Source organism: Actinomadura keratinilytica (genome assembly GCF_039539665.1).
Lineage (GTDB): Bacteria > Actinomycetota > Actinomycetes > Streptosporangiales > Streptosporangiaceae > Spirillospora > Spirillospora keratinilytica.
Genome location: NZ_BAABDO010000069.1, coordinates 1 through 16,697, shown reverse-complemented (window position 1 = coordinate 16,697; position 16,697 = coordinate 1). Strand labels below are relative to the sequence as shown.

At 71.6% G+C, this 16,697-nt stretch carries 18 protein-coding genes; 10 read left to right on the top strand and 8 right to left on the bottom strand.

Annotation, left to right across the window (positions count from 1 at the left end; all coding sequences use genetic code 11):
- Window positions 1-9: 9 nt before the first annotated feature.
- The 4 genes from ABD879_RS20695 to ABD879_RS20680 all read right to left on the bottom strand — a co-directional run bounded on the left by ABD879_RS20695 (window position 10) and on the right by ABD879_RS20680 (window position 3,980).
- A complete protein-coding gene (locus ABD879_RS20695; protein ID WP_345023152.1) occupies window positions 10-792 on the bottom strand; it encodes an SDR family oxidoreductase in 783 nt (260 codons plus the stop codon).
- The gene (locus tag ABD879_RS20690) at window positions 782-2,587 is read right to left on the bottom strand and encodes an AMP-dependent synthetase/ligase (protein WP_345023151.1); all 1,806 of its coding nucleotides are present in this window, start codon (window positions 2,585-2,587) and stop codon (window positions 782-784) included. The genes ABD879_RS20695 and ABD879_RS20690 overlap by 11 nt, the downstream gene beginning before the upstream one ends.
- Window positions 2,587-3,381 carry an enoyl-CoA hydratase/isomerase family protein gene (locus tag ABD879_RS20685; protein WP_345023150.1) on the bottom strand — a complete coding sequence of 265 codons (795 nt, stop codon included), beginning with the start codon at window positions 3,379-3,381 and terminating at the stop codon, window positions 2,587-2,589. The genes ABD879_RS20690 and ABD879_RS20685 overlap by 1 nt, the downstream gene beginning before the upstream one ends.
- A 65-nt stretch (window positions 3,382-3,446) precedes the next feature.
- A complete protein-coding gene (locus tag ABD879_RS20680; RefSeq protein ID WP_345023171.1) occupies window positions 3,447-3,980 on the bottom strand; it encodes a helix-turn-helix domain-containing protein in 534 nt (177 codons plus the stop codon).
- Between the two features lie 160 nt (window positions 3,981-4,140).
- On the opposite strand from ABD879_RS20680, the gene ABD879_RS20675 reads away from it, so the two are divergent.
- Both ABD879_RS20675 and ABD879_RS20670 read left to right on the top strand, forming a co-directional pair.
- Entirely contained in the window at window positions 4,141-4,668 is a 528-nt protein-coding gene (locus tag ABD879_RS20675) for a hypothetical protein (RefSeq protein ID WP_345023149.1), read from the top strand.
- An 8-nt stretch (window positions 4,669-4,676) separates the two neighbouring features.
- On the top strand, window positions 4,677-5,426 hold the full coding sequence (locus tag ABD879_RS20670) for an SDR family NAD(P)-dependent oxidoreductase (protein WP_345023148.1): 750 nt from the start codon (window positions 4,677-4,679) through the stop codon (window positions 5,424-5,426).
- A gap of 354 nt (window positions 5,427-5,780) precedes the next feature.
- Here ABD879_RS20670 and ABD879_RS20665 read toward each other — a convergent pair whose 3' ends face one another.
- Complete coding sequence (locus ABD879_RS20665; RefSeq protein WP_345023147.1) at window positions 5,781-6,692, bottom strand: helix-turn-helix domain-containing protein; 912 nt, start codon at window positions 6,690-6,692, stop codon at window positions 5,781-5,783.
- A 100-nt stretch (window positions 6,693-6,792) separates the two neighbouring features.
- Here ABD879_RS20665 and ABD879_RS20660 point away from each other — a divergent pair, with 100 nt between their 5' ends.
- The gene (locus ABD879_RS20660; protein ID WP_345023146.1) at window positions 6,793-7,677 is read left to right on the top strand and encodes an NAD(P)-dependent oxidoreductase; all 885 of its coding nucleotides are present in this window, start codon (window positions 6,793-6,795) and stop codon (window positions 7,675-7,677) included.
- The gene (locus ABD879_RS20655) at window positions 7,674-8,453 is read left to right on the top strand and encodes an SDR family NAD(P)-dependent oxidoreductase (protein WP_345023145.1); all 780 of its coding nucleotides are present in this window, start codon (window positions 7,674-7,676) and stop codon (window positions 8,451-8,453) included. Before ABD879_RS20660 ends, ABD879_RS20655 begins: the two co-directional genes overlap by 4 nt.
- A 165-nt stretch (window positions 8,454-8,618) precedes the next feature.
- On the opposite strand, the gene ABD879_RS20650 is transcribed toward ABD879_RS20655, so the two are convergent.
- On the bottom strand, window positions 8,619-9,581 hold the full coding sequence (locus tag ABD879_RS20650) for an alpha/beta hydrolase (protein WP_345023144.1): 963 nt from the start codon (window positions 9,579-9,581) through the stop codon (window positions 8,619-8,621).
- Between the two features lie 107 nt (window positions 9,582-9,688).
- On the opposite strand from ABD879_RS20650, the gene ABD879_RS20645 reads away from it, so the two are divergent.
- From ABD879_RS20645 to ABD879_RS20635, 3 genes are all read left to right on the top strand, one after another.
- Window positions 9,689-10,171, top strand: coding sequence for a MarR family winged helix-turn-helix transcriptional regulator (locus ABD879_RS20645; protein ID WP_345023143.1), 483 nt, complete (start codon window positions 9,689-9,691; stop codon window positions 10,169-10,171).
- Between the two features lie 255 nt (window positions 10,172-10,426).
- A complete protein-coding gene (locus tag ABD879_RS20640) occupies window positions 10,427-11,014 on the top strand; it encodes a nucleotide disphospho-sugar-binding domain-containing protein (protein ID WP_345023142.1) in 588 nt (195 codons plus the stop codon).
- A gap of 497 nt (window positions 11,015-11,511) precedes the next feature.
- Window positions 11,512-12,063, top strand: a complete 552-nt coding sequence (locus ABD879_RS20635; protein ID WP_345023141.1) for a TetR/AcrR family transcriptional regulator — start codon at window positions 11,512-11,514, stop codon at window positions 12,061-12,063.
- Window positions 12,064-12,097: 34 nt separating this feature from the next.
- Here the strand turns inward: ABD879_RS20635 and ABD879_RS20630 are convergent, their stop codons facing one another.
- Together ABD879_RS20630 and ABD879_RS20625 are read right to left on the bottom strand one after the other, a co-directional pair.
- Window positions 12,098-12,427, bottom strand: coding sequence for a DUF2218 domain-containing protein (locus ABD879_RS20630; RefSeq protein ID WP_345023140.1), 330 nt, complete (start codon window positions 12,425-12,427; stop codon window positions 12,098-12,100).
- 209 nt (window positions 12,428-12,636) lie between these two features.
- Window positions 12,637-13,518 (bottom strand): LysR substrate-binding domain-containing protein, encoded by an 882-nt coding sequence (locus tag ABD879_RS20625; protein ID WP_345023139.1) that lies wholly within the window; start codon window positions 13,516-13,518, stop codon window positions 12,637-12,639.
- A 70-nt stretch (window positions 13,519-13,588) separates the two neighbouring features.
- Here ABD879_RS20625 and ABD879_RS20620 point away from each other — a divergent pair, with 70 nt between their 5' ends.
- The 3 genes from ABD879_RS20620 to ABD879_RS20610 are packed head-to-tail and all read left to right on the top strand — an operon-like array spanning window position 13,589 to window position 16,142.
- Window positions 13,589-14,785: a thiolase family protein gene (locus tag ABD879_RS20620; protein ID WP_345023138.1), complete on the top strand. Its 1,197-nt coding sequence runs from the start codon at window positions 13,589-13,591 to the stop codon at window positions 14,783-14,785.
- A complete protein-coding gene (locus tag ABD879_RS20615) occupies window positions 14,782-15,477 on the top strand; it encodes a 3-oxoacid CoA-transferase subunit A (protein WP_345023137.1) in 696 nt (231 codons plus the stop codon). The genes ABD879_RS20620 and ABD879_RS20615 overlap by 4 nt, the downstream gene beginning before the upstream one ends.
- Window positions 15,474-16,142 carry a 3-oxoacid CoA-transferase subunit B gene (locus ABD879_RS20610; RefSeq protein ID WP_345023136.1) on the top strand — a complete coding sequence of 223 codons (669 nt, stop codon included), beginning with the start codon at window positions 15,474-15,476 and terminating at the stop codon, window positions 16,140-16,142. Before ABD879_RS20615 ends, ABD879_RS20610 begins: the two co-directional genes overlap by 4 nt.
- Window positions 16,143-16,697 lie beyond the last annotated feature (555 nt).

Here is a 16,697-nt window from a genome sequence, read left to right as displayed (position 1 = left end):
TCGCCGCCTTTACACGTGGATCCGGACGGTGGTGCTGAGGCCGCCGTCGAGGGGGATGACCGCGCCGGTCATGAAGGCGGTGGCACGGGAGGCCAGGTAGACGGCCGCCCCGGCGATGTCCTCGGTGCGTCCGATCCGCCTGACGGGGCTGGCGGCGGTGAGCCGCTCGCCGATCGCGTCGAGGGTGGCGGCCATCATCTTGGACGGGAACGGGCCCGGTGCGATCGCGTTGACCAGGATGGCGGGGGCCAGTTCGGCCGCCAGGTGCCGGGTCAGATGGTGGACGGCCGCCTTGGAGGCCGAGTAGGAGTAGTTGCCGAAACCGGGGACGATCAGCCCGTCGATCGACCCGATGTTGATGACGCGGGCGGGGTCGTCCTGCTCGGAGGCGGCCTCCAGGAGCGGCCGGGCCAGCTGCGTCAGCAGGAACGGCGCCTTGAGGTTGACGCCGAGCACCTTGTCCCAGGCGTCCGCCGGGAAGTCGTCGAAGGCCGCGCCCCAGGTGGCGCCGGCGTTGTTGACCAGGATGTCGAGCCTGTCGGTGCGCCGGGCGACCTCCTCGATCAGCTCGCGGCACTGCCGCTCGTCGCGGACGTCGCTGGGAACGGCCGTGACGTCGCCGAACTCCGACAGTTCCTTTTGCGCCCGGGCGCAGGCGTCGGGTTTGCGGGAGGAGATGAAGACGCGGGCGCCGGCCTTCAGGTAGCCCTCGGCGATCATGTAGCCGATTCCGCGGGTGCCTCCGGTCACCAGTGCGGTCCTGCCGGCGATGGAGAACAGGTCAGGAAACATGGGAGCCCTCCGTAGGGGTCGTGGACCGGTACAGCGCGTCAATGCTGTCGCGGTACTTGTCGTGGATCGCCTTGCGGCGCGGTTTGAAGGTGGGCGTCAGCTCCCCGGCCTCGACGCTCCACGGGCGGGGCAGCACGCGGAACCGCTTGATCTGCTCCGGCCGCGACAGGTTCCGGTTCGCCTCCGTGACGAGGGCCTGCACCTCGGCGTGCACCAGGGGATGCTCCGCCGCCTGCTCCGGCGGTATCCCGTGCGCGCGGGCGAAGTCGCCCAGCCGCTGCGGATCGAGGGTGATCAGCGCGACGACGTAGGGCCGCGCCTCCCCGACCGCCATCACCTGGTCGATGACGGAACGGCCGACCAGCAGCGACTCGATCGCGGCCGGCGAGACGTTCTTGCCCGCCGCGGTGACGATGATCTCTTTCGCCCTGTCGGTGACATGCAGGCGGCCGTCCTCGTCGAGACGGCCGATGTCACCGGTGTGCAGCCAGCCGTCCTCGGTGAACAGCTCCGCGGTCGCCTCCGGCCGGTTGCGATAGCCCTTGGTGACACCGCCGCCGCGGATCTGTATCTCGCCGTCCGCGGCGACCCGCACCTGGTATCCGGGCACCGGCACGCCCACCGCCCCGTGGACCGCGCCGGCACGCGGCCGCTCGCTCACCGCGACACCGCCGGTCTCCGTCAGGCCGTAGCCCTGGATGACATCGATGCCGATCGAGGCGAGGAAACCGCGCAGCTCCCCGGACATGGCCGCCGCGCCGTTCGCCGCCACGACCGCCCGGTCCAGGCCCAGCGCCTCCCGCAGCGGGAGCAGCCAGTGCCACGCCCACACCGCCTCGACGCGCAGCGACGGCGGAACGTCCCGGCCGTCCTGCTGCAGCGACCACACCCGCCGCAGGATCTCCTGCGCGCGGGCCATCGTGTGCCGGTGGCCGGCGAACATGGGGGACGCGAGGGCCGCCTCGGCGCCCGCCCGCAGCTTCTCCCACACGCGCGGCACCGCGATGAAGCAGCTGGGGCGGTGGACCCGGAGCGCGGCCGCGAGTCCTGCGGCGTCCGGGCAGCAGCACACGTGTCCGCCGAGCCGCAGCGGCAGGTACAGGCTCCAGATCCGCTCCAGGATGTGCGCGAGCGGGAGGTAGGACACGGTGCGGAAGTCGAAGTCCAGCATTCCGGTGCCGACGAGGCCGTCGACCTGCGCGACGAGATTCGCGTGGGTGAGCACGACGCCTTTGGCCGACCCGGTGGTGCCGGAGGTGTAGACGAGGGTCGCGGTGTCGTCCGGGATGACCTTGCCGATCCTCTCGCGGAGCTCCGCGGTGCCCCGCTCGCCGGGGGCCAGGTCGGACCAGGCCGTCACCGACGGATCGCCGGTCGGCTCGATGCTGACCAGTCGGGGCCGATGGGCGCGGACCCAGTCCAGCTCCCGGATCCTCGCCAGCGCCGCCGCGTCCTCGACGATGACGAGGGACGGCGCCGCGTCGGCCACCACGTGTTCCAGCTGGGGTCGCGCCAGCGTCCCGTAGAGGCTGACGGTGGCGGCCCCGCAGTGCAGCGCGGCCAGGTCCGCGATGAGATGCTCCGGCCGGTTGGCGGCCAGGATCGCCGCGATGCCGCCGGCGGGCAGCCCGAGCTCCACGAAACCCGATGCGGTGGCGAACACCAGGTCGCGGTACTGGCTCCAGGTGAGGGTCTGGGTCGCCGAGCCGGATCGCCAGGAGACGGCGGGGTGGGAGGGAGCACCGTCGGCCTGCCGCCGGAACAGGTCGAGCAGTGTCCGTGCCGTCGTGGACATCAGCGGCCCTCGAAGACGACTTCGTCGTGGGTGGCCATGAACTTGCGCGATCCGAGACTCAGCATGAGACCGACGGCGTGCCGCATGTCCCGCGACTCGAACAGCGGGGTCGCCGCGTCCAGGAGGAAGCGGTCGGCCTGCCGGGAGCCGTGCGCGAGGGTGTGGGCGACCAGCCGCTTGGTGGCGGCGTGCGCCGCGGTGGGCCCCTTCGCGAGCCGCCGGGCCCACGACAGCGCCCGTTCCCGCAGCTGGTCCGCGGGCACGACCGCGTTGACGATGTTCCACCGCTCGAACGTCTCGGCCGAGTGGAAGTCGGCGAAGTAGACGATCTCCTTGGCGCGCGCCGGGCCGCACCGTTCGGCCAGCCGGTGCACGCCGCCCAGGAACGTCGTCGCTCCGATCCGCGCCTCGACCTGGGAGAACTGCGTGCCCTCCGCGGCCAGGACCAGGTCGCAGGCCAGTGCGAGCTCCAGCCCGGCGGCCAGGCACATCCCGTGCACCGCGGCGATGACCGGGAACGGCGCGTCCTCCAGCGCCTCGATCGCCCGGAAGCCGTCCTCGAACATCTCCCGGGCCTGCCGCGCCGACTTGCCCTGGAACATCGACACGTCCGCGCCGCCGAAGAACAGGGCGCCGTCGGCCTGCAGGACCATCGCCCTCTTGTGCTCGGCCCTGGCCCGTCCGACCACCTCCACCAGTCCGCTCGCCAGCTCGGCGGTGAACAGGTTGGCCGGCGGATTCGCCAGCGTCACCACCGCCACGTCATCGACCGACTCGTATGCCGCCACGCTCATGGGGCCGCCTTTCTCGCTGGTCCGGGGGTGCCGGTCACCCACCGCGCCGCGCCAGACTAAGTCGTCTAGACTGAACCGTCAAGTAGCTTGGAGGTCGGCCGCCGACCGGCCCGCGAGGCCGGATTCGGCCCGAGCTTCGACGTCAGCGGGCCGAGGACCGCGTCCGGTCGCGGCCCCGGTCGGCCGCGGCGGTCGGGCTCGAAACAGCACATGTCGACCGGAGCGCCTGGCGAAGCTGCCCGACGGGCGTCTGCTCGGGCAGGCCCGCGTGGGTGCTGGCAACCGGGGTCATGCGCGAACGGAGCCTCGGCTGCGAGCAGCTCGGCGAGCGGACCGCTGCCGAGCGCAGGCGCGTGGTCACTGACCGGCAGCTTGAACCCGCGCCTACGGGCCCGGGATCGAACGCCGACCTGCCCTGCAAGACCCGGTCGACCTCGGGCACCCGGTCGCGCGGCAAGTGGCGTGAGCCGGTACTGGTCGCCGCTGCGGACGAGGTGTTCGTCTCCGAAGTGGCGCCGGAGCTTCGCCTGTGACGCCGACAGCGTGGGCCGGGCGAGGTCCATCCTGGCCGCGGCGCGGGTGACGCTGCGCTCCTCCAGCAGCGCTTCGAGGGCGAGGAGCAGGTCGAGGGCGAGCCGCCGCAGACCCCTGAGCTGCCCTTATCGATGCCATCGATGAGCGGCATCGCAAAGTTCCTCTTCCCGGAATCGCTCGCTTACATCACTGTAATAGGCACCGCAATGACCAGGGAGGACTTGCGTGAGCGCTCCGTCGTCGAGCCGACAGGCAGCCATCGACCGCATCGATGCCGCACGTCTCGTACGGCGCGGCCGCGGCTTCTCGCTGCCGCAGCGCTTCGCCGTCGGAGGGCCGAAGGGCCGGCGCACCGCTCCGGTGCTCAGCATGCTGTCGACCGACTTGAATACCGAGTCCGGCCCGCCGGAGTTCCCGTATGGCTTCGATCGCGCGGACGACGTGGTCTTCATGCCGCTCCAGTGCTCCACGCCATGGGACACGTCGGGCCGCATCTTCGGCGACGGCACGGCCCGCAACGGGCGCAGGGTGTCCGAGGTGATGACCGGCGAGCGTGACCAGGTCACCGTTCCGGAGGCGGGCGAAACCGCATTGCGGAACCCGGTGGTCGCGCCGAAGGACGTCCGGCTGCCGCCGCCGCTGCGGCCCGGCGACATCGTGGAGATGACGGTCGAAGGCATCGGCGGCCGCATCGTCGCCGGCACGGACCTGCCTGCGGTGCGCCCCGCCCGCCCGCGGGAGTGTGCCAGGTGACCGGGCGGATGGCAGGCAAGGTCGTGGTCGTCACCGGAGCGGGACAGGGCCAGGGCGCCGCCGAGGCCAGGCTGCTGGCCGCCGAAGGCGCGACCGTGATCGGCGTCGACCTCGGGGAGGCACCGGCCGAGGACCTGCCCGGGGTGCGGTACCGGCGGTTCGACGTCACCGACGCCGCCGCCTGGACCGCCCTCGGCGACGACCTGCGAGCCGCCCATGGACGGGTGCACGGCCTGGTCGCCAACGCCGGGATCACCTGGCGCGCACGTCTGACCGATCTGGATCCGGCCGATCTGATGCGGGTTTCACAGGTCAACGTGACCGGCGTGCTGCTCGGCATCCAGACGCTCGCGCCGCTGATGCCGCCCGGCGGCTCCATCGTCTGCGTGGGGTCCGTGGCCGCGTTGACCGGGCACTTCCCCGCCGCCTACACCGCGAGCAAGTGGGCCCTGCGCGGCCTGGCCAAGGTCGCATGCCTGGAACTGGGCCCGCGCGGGATCCGGGTCAACACCGTTCACCCCGGCTACATCGAAACGCCGATGACCGCTTCGGCGGCACCGGCCTTCCGCGCCGCGAACGTCGCGGAGACACCGTTGGGACGCACCGGCACCGTGGAGGAGGTCGCGCCGGTCGTCCTCTTCCTGCTCAGCGACGAGGCGTCCTTCATCTCCGGCGCCGAGATACCCGTCGACGGCGGCATGACCGCCCACGGCGGGGTCAAGTCGATCCGCGACGCGCTCCTCCTGGAGGACCGTTGAACCGGCCGCCCCGGAAGGCCGTTCCCGATCGCCACGGGCGGGCGGTGCCGTGGCCAGTGCCTCGCCGCACCGCCGGCAGACGGCAGCGCGGCCCGCGGACCGCCGTCCCGACAGATCGGAAAGCCCGCTGACCATGGACCTTCGGTCGCTGAGATGCAGGTCCAGCGCCTCCCCCGCCGCCGAGATGGGCCGTTTGCCCGGGCGCGGACACCGCTGCGTCGCGACCAGGGATCAGCGTCCGGTGATCTTCCGCAGGACGTGAGCGCGCCGCGGCCGAGCAGCAGGTGTGCAGGCGAAAGGTGTGTGCAGGCGAAGGCTTCCGACCGAAGGAGGTGTGAATGTAAAGGTCCGGGGTCACTCGTAGGCGAACTCGCGGATGTGCGGGAGTTCGCTCTGCGTTTCAGACGCGCCGACGTCACGGAGAACCTGATCGCGCCTGTCACCGGAGTGGAGCATGGTGAGCAGTTCCAGGCGCTCGGCGTCCTGGGTGCCGGGCTCCGCGGTGTAGATCATGATGCGGAGGTCGCTGCCCGCCACGTTGAGCACGTCGCAGTCGAGCGTCAAGGTGCCGACTTCGGGATGGACGATCGTCTTGCGGCCCGCCTCGTGGTGGCCGGCGACGCCGCTCTCCCACAGCTCCGCGAATCTGTCGCTGTGCGCGCGCAGATCCGCGACCAGCCGCTTGAGCCGCCGGTCGCCCGGGTAGCGCGCGGTGGCCGCGCGAAGGTCGGCGACCAGCGCGGCCTGCAGGGAGTGCCGCGACTCCGGGGTGAGCCGCACCCGGTCGCTGAGGCCGAGGAAGTTGCGCCACACGCCGTTGCGCTCGTGCCCGTCCCAGTCCGCCGGATCACCCATGAGGGCGGCGTAGGGCGGGTTGGCCACGAGCAGTGTCCAGGCCGCGTCGAACACCGCGACGGGAGTGCCGGTCAGCCGGTCCAGCATGCGCCGCACGCTGGGAGTGAGTTCGGAGGGCACGCACTCCGCCTGGGGCGGCTGGAGTCCGCCCAGCCGGAACAGGTGCGCGCGTTCGGCGGGCGACAGGCGAAGGGCCCGGGCCAGCGCTTCGATGACCTGCGCCGACGGGTTGGTCGCGCGGCCCTGTTCGAGGCGGATGATGTAGTCGGCCGAGATGCCCGCCAGGTGGGCGAGCTCCTCGCGGCGCAGCCCCGGGACGCGTCGTCGGCCTCCGGAGGGCAGTCCCGCGGCCTCCGGCGAGATCCGGTCGCGCCACCGGTGCAGGGCCTGCCCGAATTCCGTCGTCCCCATGTTTCCCCAGTATGTCCGCCCGATCGCACCGCCTGGTACTGGCATTCCTAGGAAACCCAGGGGTCTGGCCGGCCGTTCCGAGCCGTCGCAACCTTGCGGCATGGACACCGATCGCGAACGGCCGCCCGTCGGTTTCATCGGCCTGGGCGACCAGGGCCTGCCCATGGCGACGGCCATCGCCGAGGCGGGTTTTCCCCTGCACGCCTGGGCGAGGCGGCCCGCCTCCCTGGACGGCCTGCGCGGCGTGCCGCACGTCCGCCACGACGGCGTCCGGGATCTGGCCGCGTCGTGCGAGATCGTCGGGTTGTGCGTCAGCACCGACGAGGACGTTCTGCAGCTGGTCACGGGCGGACTGCTGGAGGCCCTGCATTCAGGTTCGGTCGTGGTGAACCACGGCACCGGCCTTCCCTCCACCGCGGTGCGGTTGGCCGAGATCTGCGCACCGGCCGGGGTCGAGGTCCTGGACGCACCGGTCAGCGGAGGACGGCCGGCCGCGGAGGAACGACGGCTGACCACCCTGGTCGGCGGGCCGCGGACGGCCGTGGAGCGCTGCCGGCCCGTGTTCGCCTCCTTCTCCCGCCACGTCGTCCATCTCGGCGGCGCGGGCGCCGGGCAGACCGCGAAGTTGTTCAACAACGCGCTGCTGGCGATGAACCAGGCGAACATCGCCGAGATCGTCGATCTGGCCATCGGGCTGGGCATGGACCCGGCGCGGCTGGTCGGCGCGCTGAAGCTGGGCAGCGCCTCCAGCGCGGCCCTGACCCTGCTGAACACGATGGTCACGCTCGACAACGTCGAGCACCTGTCCCGGGTGGAGGCGCTGGACATGGAACTGTTCGACACCGCGATGCGCGAGGCCGATGCGGATCCCGGCGCGGTGACCGAGCGCGGCATGGCGGGCGCACGCGGGCTGTCCCGGCTGCTGCACTCGCTGAACTCAGGAGAGCCGGCCGCTGCGGCCGGCGACGGAAAGGAACGATCATGAGCGGACTCGCACTCGTCACCGGTGCCACCTCCGGCATCGGCAGGGCTTTCGCCGAACGCCTGGCCGCGGACGGCTACGACCTGGTGCTGGTGGGCCGGCGCAAGGAGCGGCTGGACGAGTTCGCCGACGCCCACCCGCAGGTCGGCGTACGGACCGTCGCCGCCGATCTGTCCACCAGCGACGGCATCGACGAGGTGGCCCGGATCTGCGCGGCCGAGCCGCTGACCATGCTGGTGAACAACGCGGGCGTCGCCCACTACATGCCGCTCGCCGAGCTCCCCGCCGACAAGGCCGCCGAAATCGTCGGTGTCAAGGTCCTCGCGCCCACGATGCTCACCCGCGCCGCCGTCGCGGGCATGCGGGAGCGCGGCGAGGGCACGATCATCAACGTCTCCGGCATGATCGCCTTCAGCGGTCCCGCGCCGCACTCGCAGATGCCCCGCCGTGCCGTCTACGGCGGAAGCCTGGCCTACCTCGTCGCGCTGTCGCAGATCCTGAGCGCGGAACTGGAGGGCACCGGAGTCCGGGTCCAGGTCGTGTGCCCCGGTGTGGTGGCCACCGAGTTCCACGAGCGCCAGGGCATCGACATGAGCGCACTGCCCCGCATGGCGGCCGACGACGTCGTGACCGCCAGCCTGCGCGGCCTGGAACTGGGCGAGACCGTCTGCGCCCCGGGCGTCGAGGACGCCGGCCTGCTCGACGCGGTCTTCACGGCCGACCTGGCCGCCTTCGGCGCGCAGAGCCCGGAACTCGCCACGCGCTACCGCTCCGTCTGAACCGACCGACGCGGCGGCCTGACTCATGGCCGTGCCGCGGACCTGACGACGCCGCCGCGGGGAACGACCGGAAGATCGGCTCGCAGCGATCGAACGCCGTCCGGCCTTCGACATGAAACGGTGGCCCGGCGCCAAGCGCCGGGCCACCGTTGTCCGTTCGGCCCGTCATCGGGTTCCGAGCGCCTCGGCCAGGAAGCCGATCGCCTGCCGGATCGCCGCCTCGGCCGCGTGCGTCGCGCGCAGCGCGTTCAGCATCACGAAGTCGTGGATGATCCCCTGGTAGCGGACCGCGGTGACGGGGACGCCGGCCGCGCGCAGCTTCCTCGCGTACGCCTCGCCCTCGTCGCGGAGGACGTCGGCCTCGGCGGTGATCACCAGCGCGGGCGGCAGCCCCGCCAGCTGCTCGACATCGGCGCGCAGCGGCGACGCGGTGATCTCGTTGCGTTGCGCCTCGTCGGTCGTGTACTGGTCCCAGAACCACTGCATCGCGTCGCGGCGGAGGAAGTACCCCTCCGCGAACCGGTGGTACGACTCGGTGTCGAAGGCCGCGTCGGTCACCGGGTAGAAGAGCACCTGCGCCGCGAACCGCGGGCCGCCGCGCTCCTTCGCCATCAGCGTCAGCGCGGCGCTCATGTTGCCGCCGACCGAGTCGCCCGCGACGGCGAGACGGGTGGCGTCCAGGCCCTTGTCGGCTCCGTGCTCGACGACCCACCGCGCCGCGGCGTAGCTCTGCTCGATCGCGACGGGGTAGCGCGCCTCGGGGGAACGGCTGTAGTCGGGGAAGACGACCGCGGCACGTGCACCGGCGGCCAGCTCGCGGACGAGCCGCTCGTGCGTGTGGAAGTCGCCGAACACCCAGCCGGCGCCGTGGATGTAGAGGATGACCGGGAGCAGGCCCGTCACGCCCTCCGGCCGCACGATCTTGACCGGGAACTCGCCGACCGGGCTGGAGAGGCGGAGCTCCTCGATCTCGGCGGCGGGCATGTCGATCTCGCCGGACTGCACCTCGTCGACCGTCTCGCGGCCCTTCACCGGGCCGAGGTCGAACAGGTAGGGCGGCTTGGCCGTCGCGTTCGCGAACTCCTGCGCCGCCGGCTCGAGCACGACGTCGTTCGTGGTGGTGGCCATCGCTGTCTCCTCACTGGGCCGTCGTTCTGTTGACACCCAAGAAGCTAGCACACAAGTACCTTGTGCACAACCTAATCTTCTGAGATTGGATGCGGTACTCTTTTTGCATGTCCGTAACCACAGACGCCGAGGTCCCGATCGAGGACTACCTGTGTCTCGCCCTCTGGAAGGCGTCCCGCTCGATGACCTCGCTCTACCGCGATCTACTGGACGAGCTGGGGCTGACGTACCCGCAGTACCTGGTGATGCGACTCCTCTGGCAGAAGGGGCCGCAGCCGGTGAAGGTGATCGCCTCCGTGCTGCAGCTCGACTACGGCACGCTCTCCCCGCTGCTGAAGCGGCTCGAGGCGGCCGGGCTGGTGACCCGCTGCCGCCGACGCGACGACGAGCGTTCGGTCGAGATCGGGCTGACCGACGCCGGCGAGGCGCTTCGCGCCAAGGCCGACGACGTCCCCACGCGTCTCATCTGCGCCATGGGACTCGACGAGCAGACGAGGGCGCAACTGCTGCAGATGCTCAGGCAGCTGACCGAAACGGTCAGCGCGGCCGCCGAGTCCGGCGACCGGGGAGAACAGCCCGCGAAGAAGTGACCGCAGGCAGGCGTGCTCGGACGAGCACGGCAGCCGACGGCAGATTCCTCCGGCGACAAGCCCGGCCGCTCCGGCGGAGAAGCGGTGCGTCGCGGGCGTACTCCCCCAGCACGTGGGCCGACCATCCGGCCGCGCGGGCGACGGCGAACACCGCCTCGCCCGCGCCATGGATCATCCCGGGGCGGACACCGCATCGACCACCTGCAGTCGGTCTCGGCCGAGTTCAACCTCGTCTACCGGCCCAAGTCCTTCCACGTGCACGACGAGACCTTCGATGACCGCTACGCGTTCGTCGGCCCCACCCGGCTGCCCGCCGCGCAGGACTGGACGCCCCCGGGACGGCCGCTGGTCCTGGTGTCGCTGGGCACGATCATCAGCCGCCCGGACCTCTTCCGCACCTGCGTCCAGGCGTTCGCCGACGAGCCCTACCACGTCGTGATGTCCGTGGGCCGCGGCATCGACCCCGCCGATCTCGGGCCGCTGCCCGCGAACATCGAGGCCCACCGGCACGTCCCGCAGCCCGCGGTGCTCGCACACGCCGACGCCTTCGTCACTCACACCGGCATGAACTCCGCGATGGAATCCCTGGCGGCGGCCGTACCGATGGTGGCCATCCCGCACACCCCAGAAGAGCAGACCACCGCCGACCGCATCGCCGCCCTTGGCCTCGGCTCGACTATCGCCCCCGCCGATGCCACCGCCGAACGCCTGCGCGAAGCCGTCCGCGCCCTGCTCGACGATCCCGGCGTCCGGCAGCGGCTGCGCGCCCTGCAGGACGACCTGCGTGCGGCGGGCGGTGCGCCCTGTGCGGCCGATGCGATCGAGGCCCGCCTACCCGGATGAGGCATTACCAGGGCGTGTCCGGTGGATCATGATGGGACCGCAACGCTCGACGAGCTCATCGTCCCGTGCAGCAGAGAGTACGCCGCCGCGCCCTCGCCGGCCGCGTTCTGGCCGCTCCGGCCGAGGTCGCGGCGGTGCTCCGGGCCTGCGAGGAACCCTGCAAGGCGCACACCGCCTGGCGGACGCGGCTCGCCTGCCGCAGCGGCCGGATGTTCCCCCACAGCCCGTCTTTCTGCGGCCGCGCCGCGACCTGGTGCTCGACCGCCCCCTTCTCCAACGCCTCATGGGCCGTAAACGGCCGGGCCCGATCCTGGAGCGACCGCCCCGTCGGATCCCAAGCTGCGGCAATACCCTGACCTCGCGTGAAATGCACCGCCCAGCAGACCGCAAACCGGATGGCGCATTTCACTCCCCTGCTCTTTGCATGTTCTTTTCGCACCGTTGAGAGCGCAGCGGTCCGACGCGGTGTTGAATGAGCGGAAGGGGGAGAGCGCCCGATGGACGAGGCGGACGAGAAGGTTCTGGTCGTGGCCACCCGGTTGTTCGCGGAGCTGGGCTACGACACCACGACCCTCGGGATGATCACGGACGCCGTGGGGAAGGAAGCCGAGGAATCGAAACTCCTCCGCCTCGGCAAGCGGCAGCTCTACCGCCACGCGTTCGGCCGCCTCCACGCGATGGAGACGGCCCGTCTGGAGGCCGCGGCACGCGAGGCGCCCGACGACCCCGAAGGCGTCCACCACCTGGTCGACGTCTTCATCGATTTCGTGACCGAGCACCCCGAGTTCCCCGCCCTGTGGTCGCAGCGCTCTCTCAAGGACGCGATCGACCTGCGTTTCCCCGAGAAAGAATTCCCGCCGCCCCTGCTGACCGTGCTGACCTCGCACTCCTGGCAGGGGCTCCGCCCGGACATCGACCTGGAGCTGATCAGCTGGATGATCATCTGGACCGTTGCCGACTATGTCTTCAGCTCTCGCGTCAGCGGCCGGGATTTCCCCTTCGCCAATTTCCGCCCCCGCCTCCACGCCCTCCTCGATCAGGTCCTGTGAATCGCCGGTCGGGCTTTCGCAGGACGCACGGCGCTTACGGGGGTGTTCCGCCGCGCTGCGCGGTGCCCCGGGTGCCGTCGCCGCGGGTCCACTCGACGAGGAGCCCGTCGCGGGCTCCGAAGCGCACGAGGTGCCGTCCGACAACGTCCTCCAGGCGGGCCTGGCCGTCGGCGGCGGTTTCGAGGCGCAGGTCGAGCACGCCTTCACCGCAGGAGGGCTCGACGCGGCCGCCGCCGTCGAAGTCGATCCGGCCGGCGGCCGAGTCGTCGTCCCACTCCCCCGTGGCGCGGCGGCCCAGGTGCGACACGAGCTGCTTTCCGTAGCGGGCCGGGCGGTCGGTGCGGACGGAGGCGGTGCTGACCACCCGTTCGGTGTCCGCCTTGGCTTCCTCCTCATGCAGTCGGGTGCAGGGTTCCGGGGATGTGCCGGCGAGCTGGTCGCGACGCCGGAGCACGGTGGCGACGGATGCGGCGTCCCGGGGTCGTCCTTCCCACTCGCCGCCCGGGCAGCCGTGTGGGAGAGCTTGAACGGTGCCAAGACGCCAGCGCGGCGATCACGGACGGCGGGGGCCGTTCAGAAGAGGCGGCGGATGACCTGGACCGTTCGGGCCAGGTGGGGTTCGTCGCGGTCGGCGCGGTGGGCGACGGCCAGTTCGATCGACACCGTCGGCCGGACGAGGGGCCGGTAGACGACGCCGTCGAGGGCGAGCGCGGTCACCGGTTCGGGCACGACCGCGGCGCCGAGGCCCCCGGCGACGAGGGTGATGAGCGTCGAGGTCTCCCCCACCTCGTGCCGGATGCGCGGCTCGACGCCGGCATCGCGCATGAGGCCGAGCACGACGTCGTGCATCACCGAGTGGCGGCCCGCCGAGTAGGTGATCAGGTCGACGCCGGCGAGGTCGGCGGCGTGCACCCGGCTCCGGGCCGCGAGCGGATGCTCGGCCGGGAGCGCCGCCACGAGGCGGTCCCGGCGCAGGGTGTGGACGGTGAGGGAGGGGTCGGCCGCGGGCGGGCGCAGCAGCGCCACGTCGATCGCGCCGCTGTGCAGCGCCTCGACCTGGTCCGGGGCCAGCATCTCGCCGCGGAAGGAGAAGTCGATGCCGGGCAGTTCGGCGGCCAGCCGGCGTGACAGGGTCGGCAGCAGGCTGTAGGTCGCCGAGCCGACGCAGCCGAGGGTGAGGTGGCCGACCGCGCCGGCGGCGACCCGGCGGGCGTGGTCGGCGGCCTCCTCGACCTCGGCGAGGATCCCCCGCACCCGCTCCAGGTAGGCGCGGCCGGCGTCGGTGAGCTCGACCCGGCGCGTGGTGCGCTGGAACAGCGCGACGCCGAGCCGGGCTTCGAGCTGCCGGATCGCCTGCGAGAGCGGGGGCTGGGCCATGTGGAGCCGCTCGGCCGCACGCCCGAAGTGGAGCTCTTCGGCGACGGCGACGAAGTAGCGGAGCTGCCGCAGATCCATATGTCCAACGTCTTAATGTGTATGGATATTGATACTTCACCATATTAGTTCGATGTTCTAGCGTCGAGCCATGAGCAGTGCGTTCCTCTACAGCGCCGTGCGGACCCCGTTCGGCAAGTTCAACGGCGCGTTGGCCGACGTCCGGCCCGACGATCTGGCCGCCGCCGCGATCGGCGGCCTGCTCGCGCAGACGCCGTCGCTGGATCCCGCCGCGATCGACGAGGTCGTCTGGGGCAACGCCAACGGCGCCGGCGAGGAGAACCGCAACGTCGGGCGGATGGCCGCGCTGCTGGCCGGTCTGCCGACCAGCGTGCCCGGCACGACGGTCAACCGGCTGTGCGGTTCCAGCCTGGACGCGGCGATCGTCGGCGCCCGCGCCATCGAGACGGGCGACGCGCAGATCGTCCTCGTCGGCGGGGTCGAGTCGATGACGCGGGCGCCGTGGGTGCTGCCCAAGCCGTCGCGGGCCTTCCCGGCGGGCGACGTCGCCGCGGTGTCGACGACGCTGGGCTGGCGGCTGGTCAACCCGCGGATGCCGAAGGAGTGGACCGTCTCGCTGGGCGAGTGCAACGAGCAGCTCCAGGAGCGTTTCGGCATCTCCCGCGAGCGCCAGGACGAGTTCGCCGTCCGCTCCCACCGCCTCGCGCACCGGGCGTGGGAGGACGGCTTCTACGACGCGCTGGTCACCCCGGTCGGCGGGCTGGCCCGCGACGAGGGCATCCGCCCGGACACCGGCATCGACAAGCTCGCCGCGCTCAAGCCGTCGTTCCGGCCGGAGGGCACCATCACCGCGGGCAACGCCTCCCCGCTCTCCGACGGCGCCTCCGCGGTGCTCCTCGGCGGCGAGTCGGCCGCGGAGGCCGTCGGCCGCGACCCGATCGCCCGGATCATCGGGAAGGGCGCGATGGCGCTGGATCCGCGGGAGTTCGGCTACGCCCCGGTCGAGGCCGCCAACCGGGCGCTCGCCCGCGCCGGGATCACCTGGGACCGGGTCGGCGCGGTCGAGCTCAACGAGGCGTTCGCGGTGCAGTCGCTGGCCTGCGTCGACGCCTGGCTGAAGGACGGCCTGCGCGACCCCGGGATCGTCAACCAGCGCGGCGGGGCCATCGCGATCGGGCACCCGCTGGGCGCCTCCGGCGGCCGGATCCTCGGGACGCTGGCCGCCGTCCTGAGGGAGCGCCGCGAACGGTACGGCGTGGCCGCCATCTGCATCGGCGTCGGCCAGGGGCTCGCCGTCGTGCTGGAGAACCTGGAGGTGGCGCAGTGAGCCGGGCCGTCGTGCTGGAGTCGACCGACGAGGCCGTCGCCGGGATCGAGGACGGCTCCACCGTCCTGGTCGGCGGCTTCGGTATGGCCGGGATGCCGTTCGACCTCATCGACGCCCTCATCCGGCAGGGCGCCAAGGACCTCACGATCGTCTCCAACAACGCCGGCAACGGCGACGTCGGCCTGGCGGCGCTGCTCGCGGCCGGTCGGGTCCGCAAGGTGGTGTGCTCCTTCCCGCGGCAGGTGGACTCCTACGTCTTCGACTCGCTGTACCGCGAGGGGAAGATCGAACTGGAGGTGGTGCCGCAGGGCACCCTCGCCGAGCGGATGCGGGCCGCCGGCGCGGGGATCGGCGCGTTCTACTGCCCGACCGCGGTCGGCACCCCGCTCGCCGAGGGCAAGGAGGTGCGCACCATCGACGGACGCGACTACGTGCTGGAGTATCCGATCAAGGGCGACTACGCCCTCATCTCCGCGTACCGTGCCGATCCGATGGGCAACCTCGTCTACCGCAAGACCGCCCGCAACTTCGGCCCGGTGATGGCGACCGCCGCCACCACCACGATCGTCCAGGTCGACGAGGTCGTCCCGCTCGGCGCGATCGACCCGGAGACGGTCGTCACCCCGTCCATCTACGTCGACCGCATCGTCGCGGTCGAGTCCCGCCGCTACACCGTCCAGGGGGCACGATGACCACCGAAGCCACCGCCGGAGCACCGGTCGCCGCCGACCGTCCGCTCAGCATGGACGAGGTGGCCGCCGTGATCGCGCGGGACATCCCGGCCGGCGCGTACGTCAACCTCGGCATCGGCCAGCCCACCAAGATCGCCGACCATCTGCCCGAAGAGCTCGGCGTCGTCCTGCACACCGAGAACGGCATGCTCGGCATGGGGCCGAAGGCCGAGGGCGACCAGATCGACCCCGATCTCACCAACGCCGGCAAGGTCCCGGTCACCGAACTGCCGGGGGCGGCGTACTTCCACCACGCCGACTCCTTCGCCATGATGCGCGGCGGTCACCTCGACATCTGCGTGCTCGGCGCCTACCAGGTCTCCGAACACGGCGACCTGGCCAACTGGCACACCGGCAAACCCGACGACATCCCCGCCGTCGGCGGCGCGATGGATTTGGCGATCGGCGCCAAGGACGTCTACGTGATGATGAAGCTCTTCACCAAGTCCGGTGCGCCCAAGCTGGTCCCGAAGTGCACCTACCCGCTGACCGGCGTCAGGTGCGTCAGCCGCGTCTACACCGAGGTCGCCGCGTTCGACCTGCGGCCCGACGGCGTCCACGTGCTGGAGACGTACGGCACCACCGTGGACGAACTGCGCTCACGCCTCGACGTCGAACTGCTCTGACCCTCCCCCGCGCCACGGTGCGGACCGGGCTGCTCCCCGGTCCGCACCGCCTCCGCGGCCTCGTGGCATCCCGATCCGCAACCGCCGACGGAGTACCTGTCGGCGGTTTGCGGCGTCGAGGCGTTCCCAGGCGGGGGCGGACGTCCGGTCGGCCAGGCGGCCACCTCGGGCAGTCGCGCACCCGGCAGCGTCGTGGTGTTCAGCTCTCGATGATGACGGCGACGAGTTCCTTTTGAGGAAATCGTGCGGCAGGCCGACGAAGAAGGGTTGACGGTGTGCGCTTGCACGGTTCCCGTCAAGGCGACCAGGCCCGTCACCACCGCGATCAGGGCAGCCGGGGCGGGCGGGGCCGCCGGTGTCCTGCCCCCTGGATCATCGGCGGTGCCCTGCCCGTGGAGCGCGGCACTAACCGGCTCGAACGACACCGTGCCGCGGTCACGCAGTACGAAAAGCCCGCCATAGTGCGGTGACTAAGAGCTTGTCTCATTTGGCTTGATCGGTACTCTGTCGCTCGTGGTGATGGTCGAGCGGCTGGTTCCAGACGAGTTGTGGGAG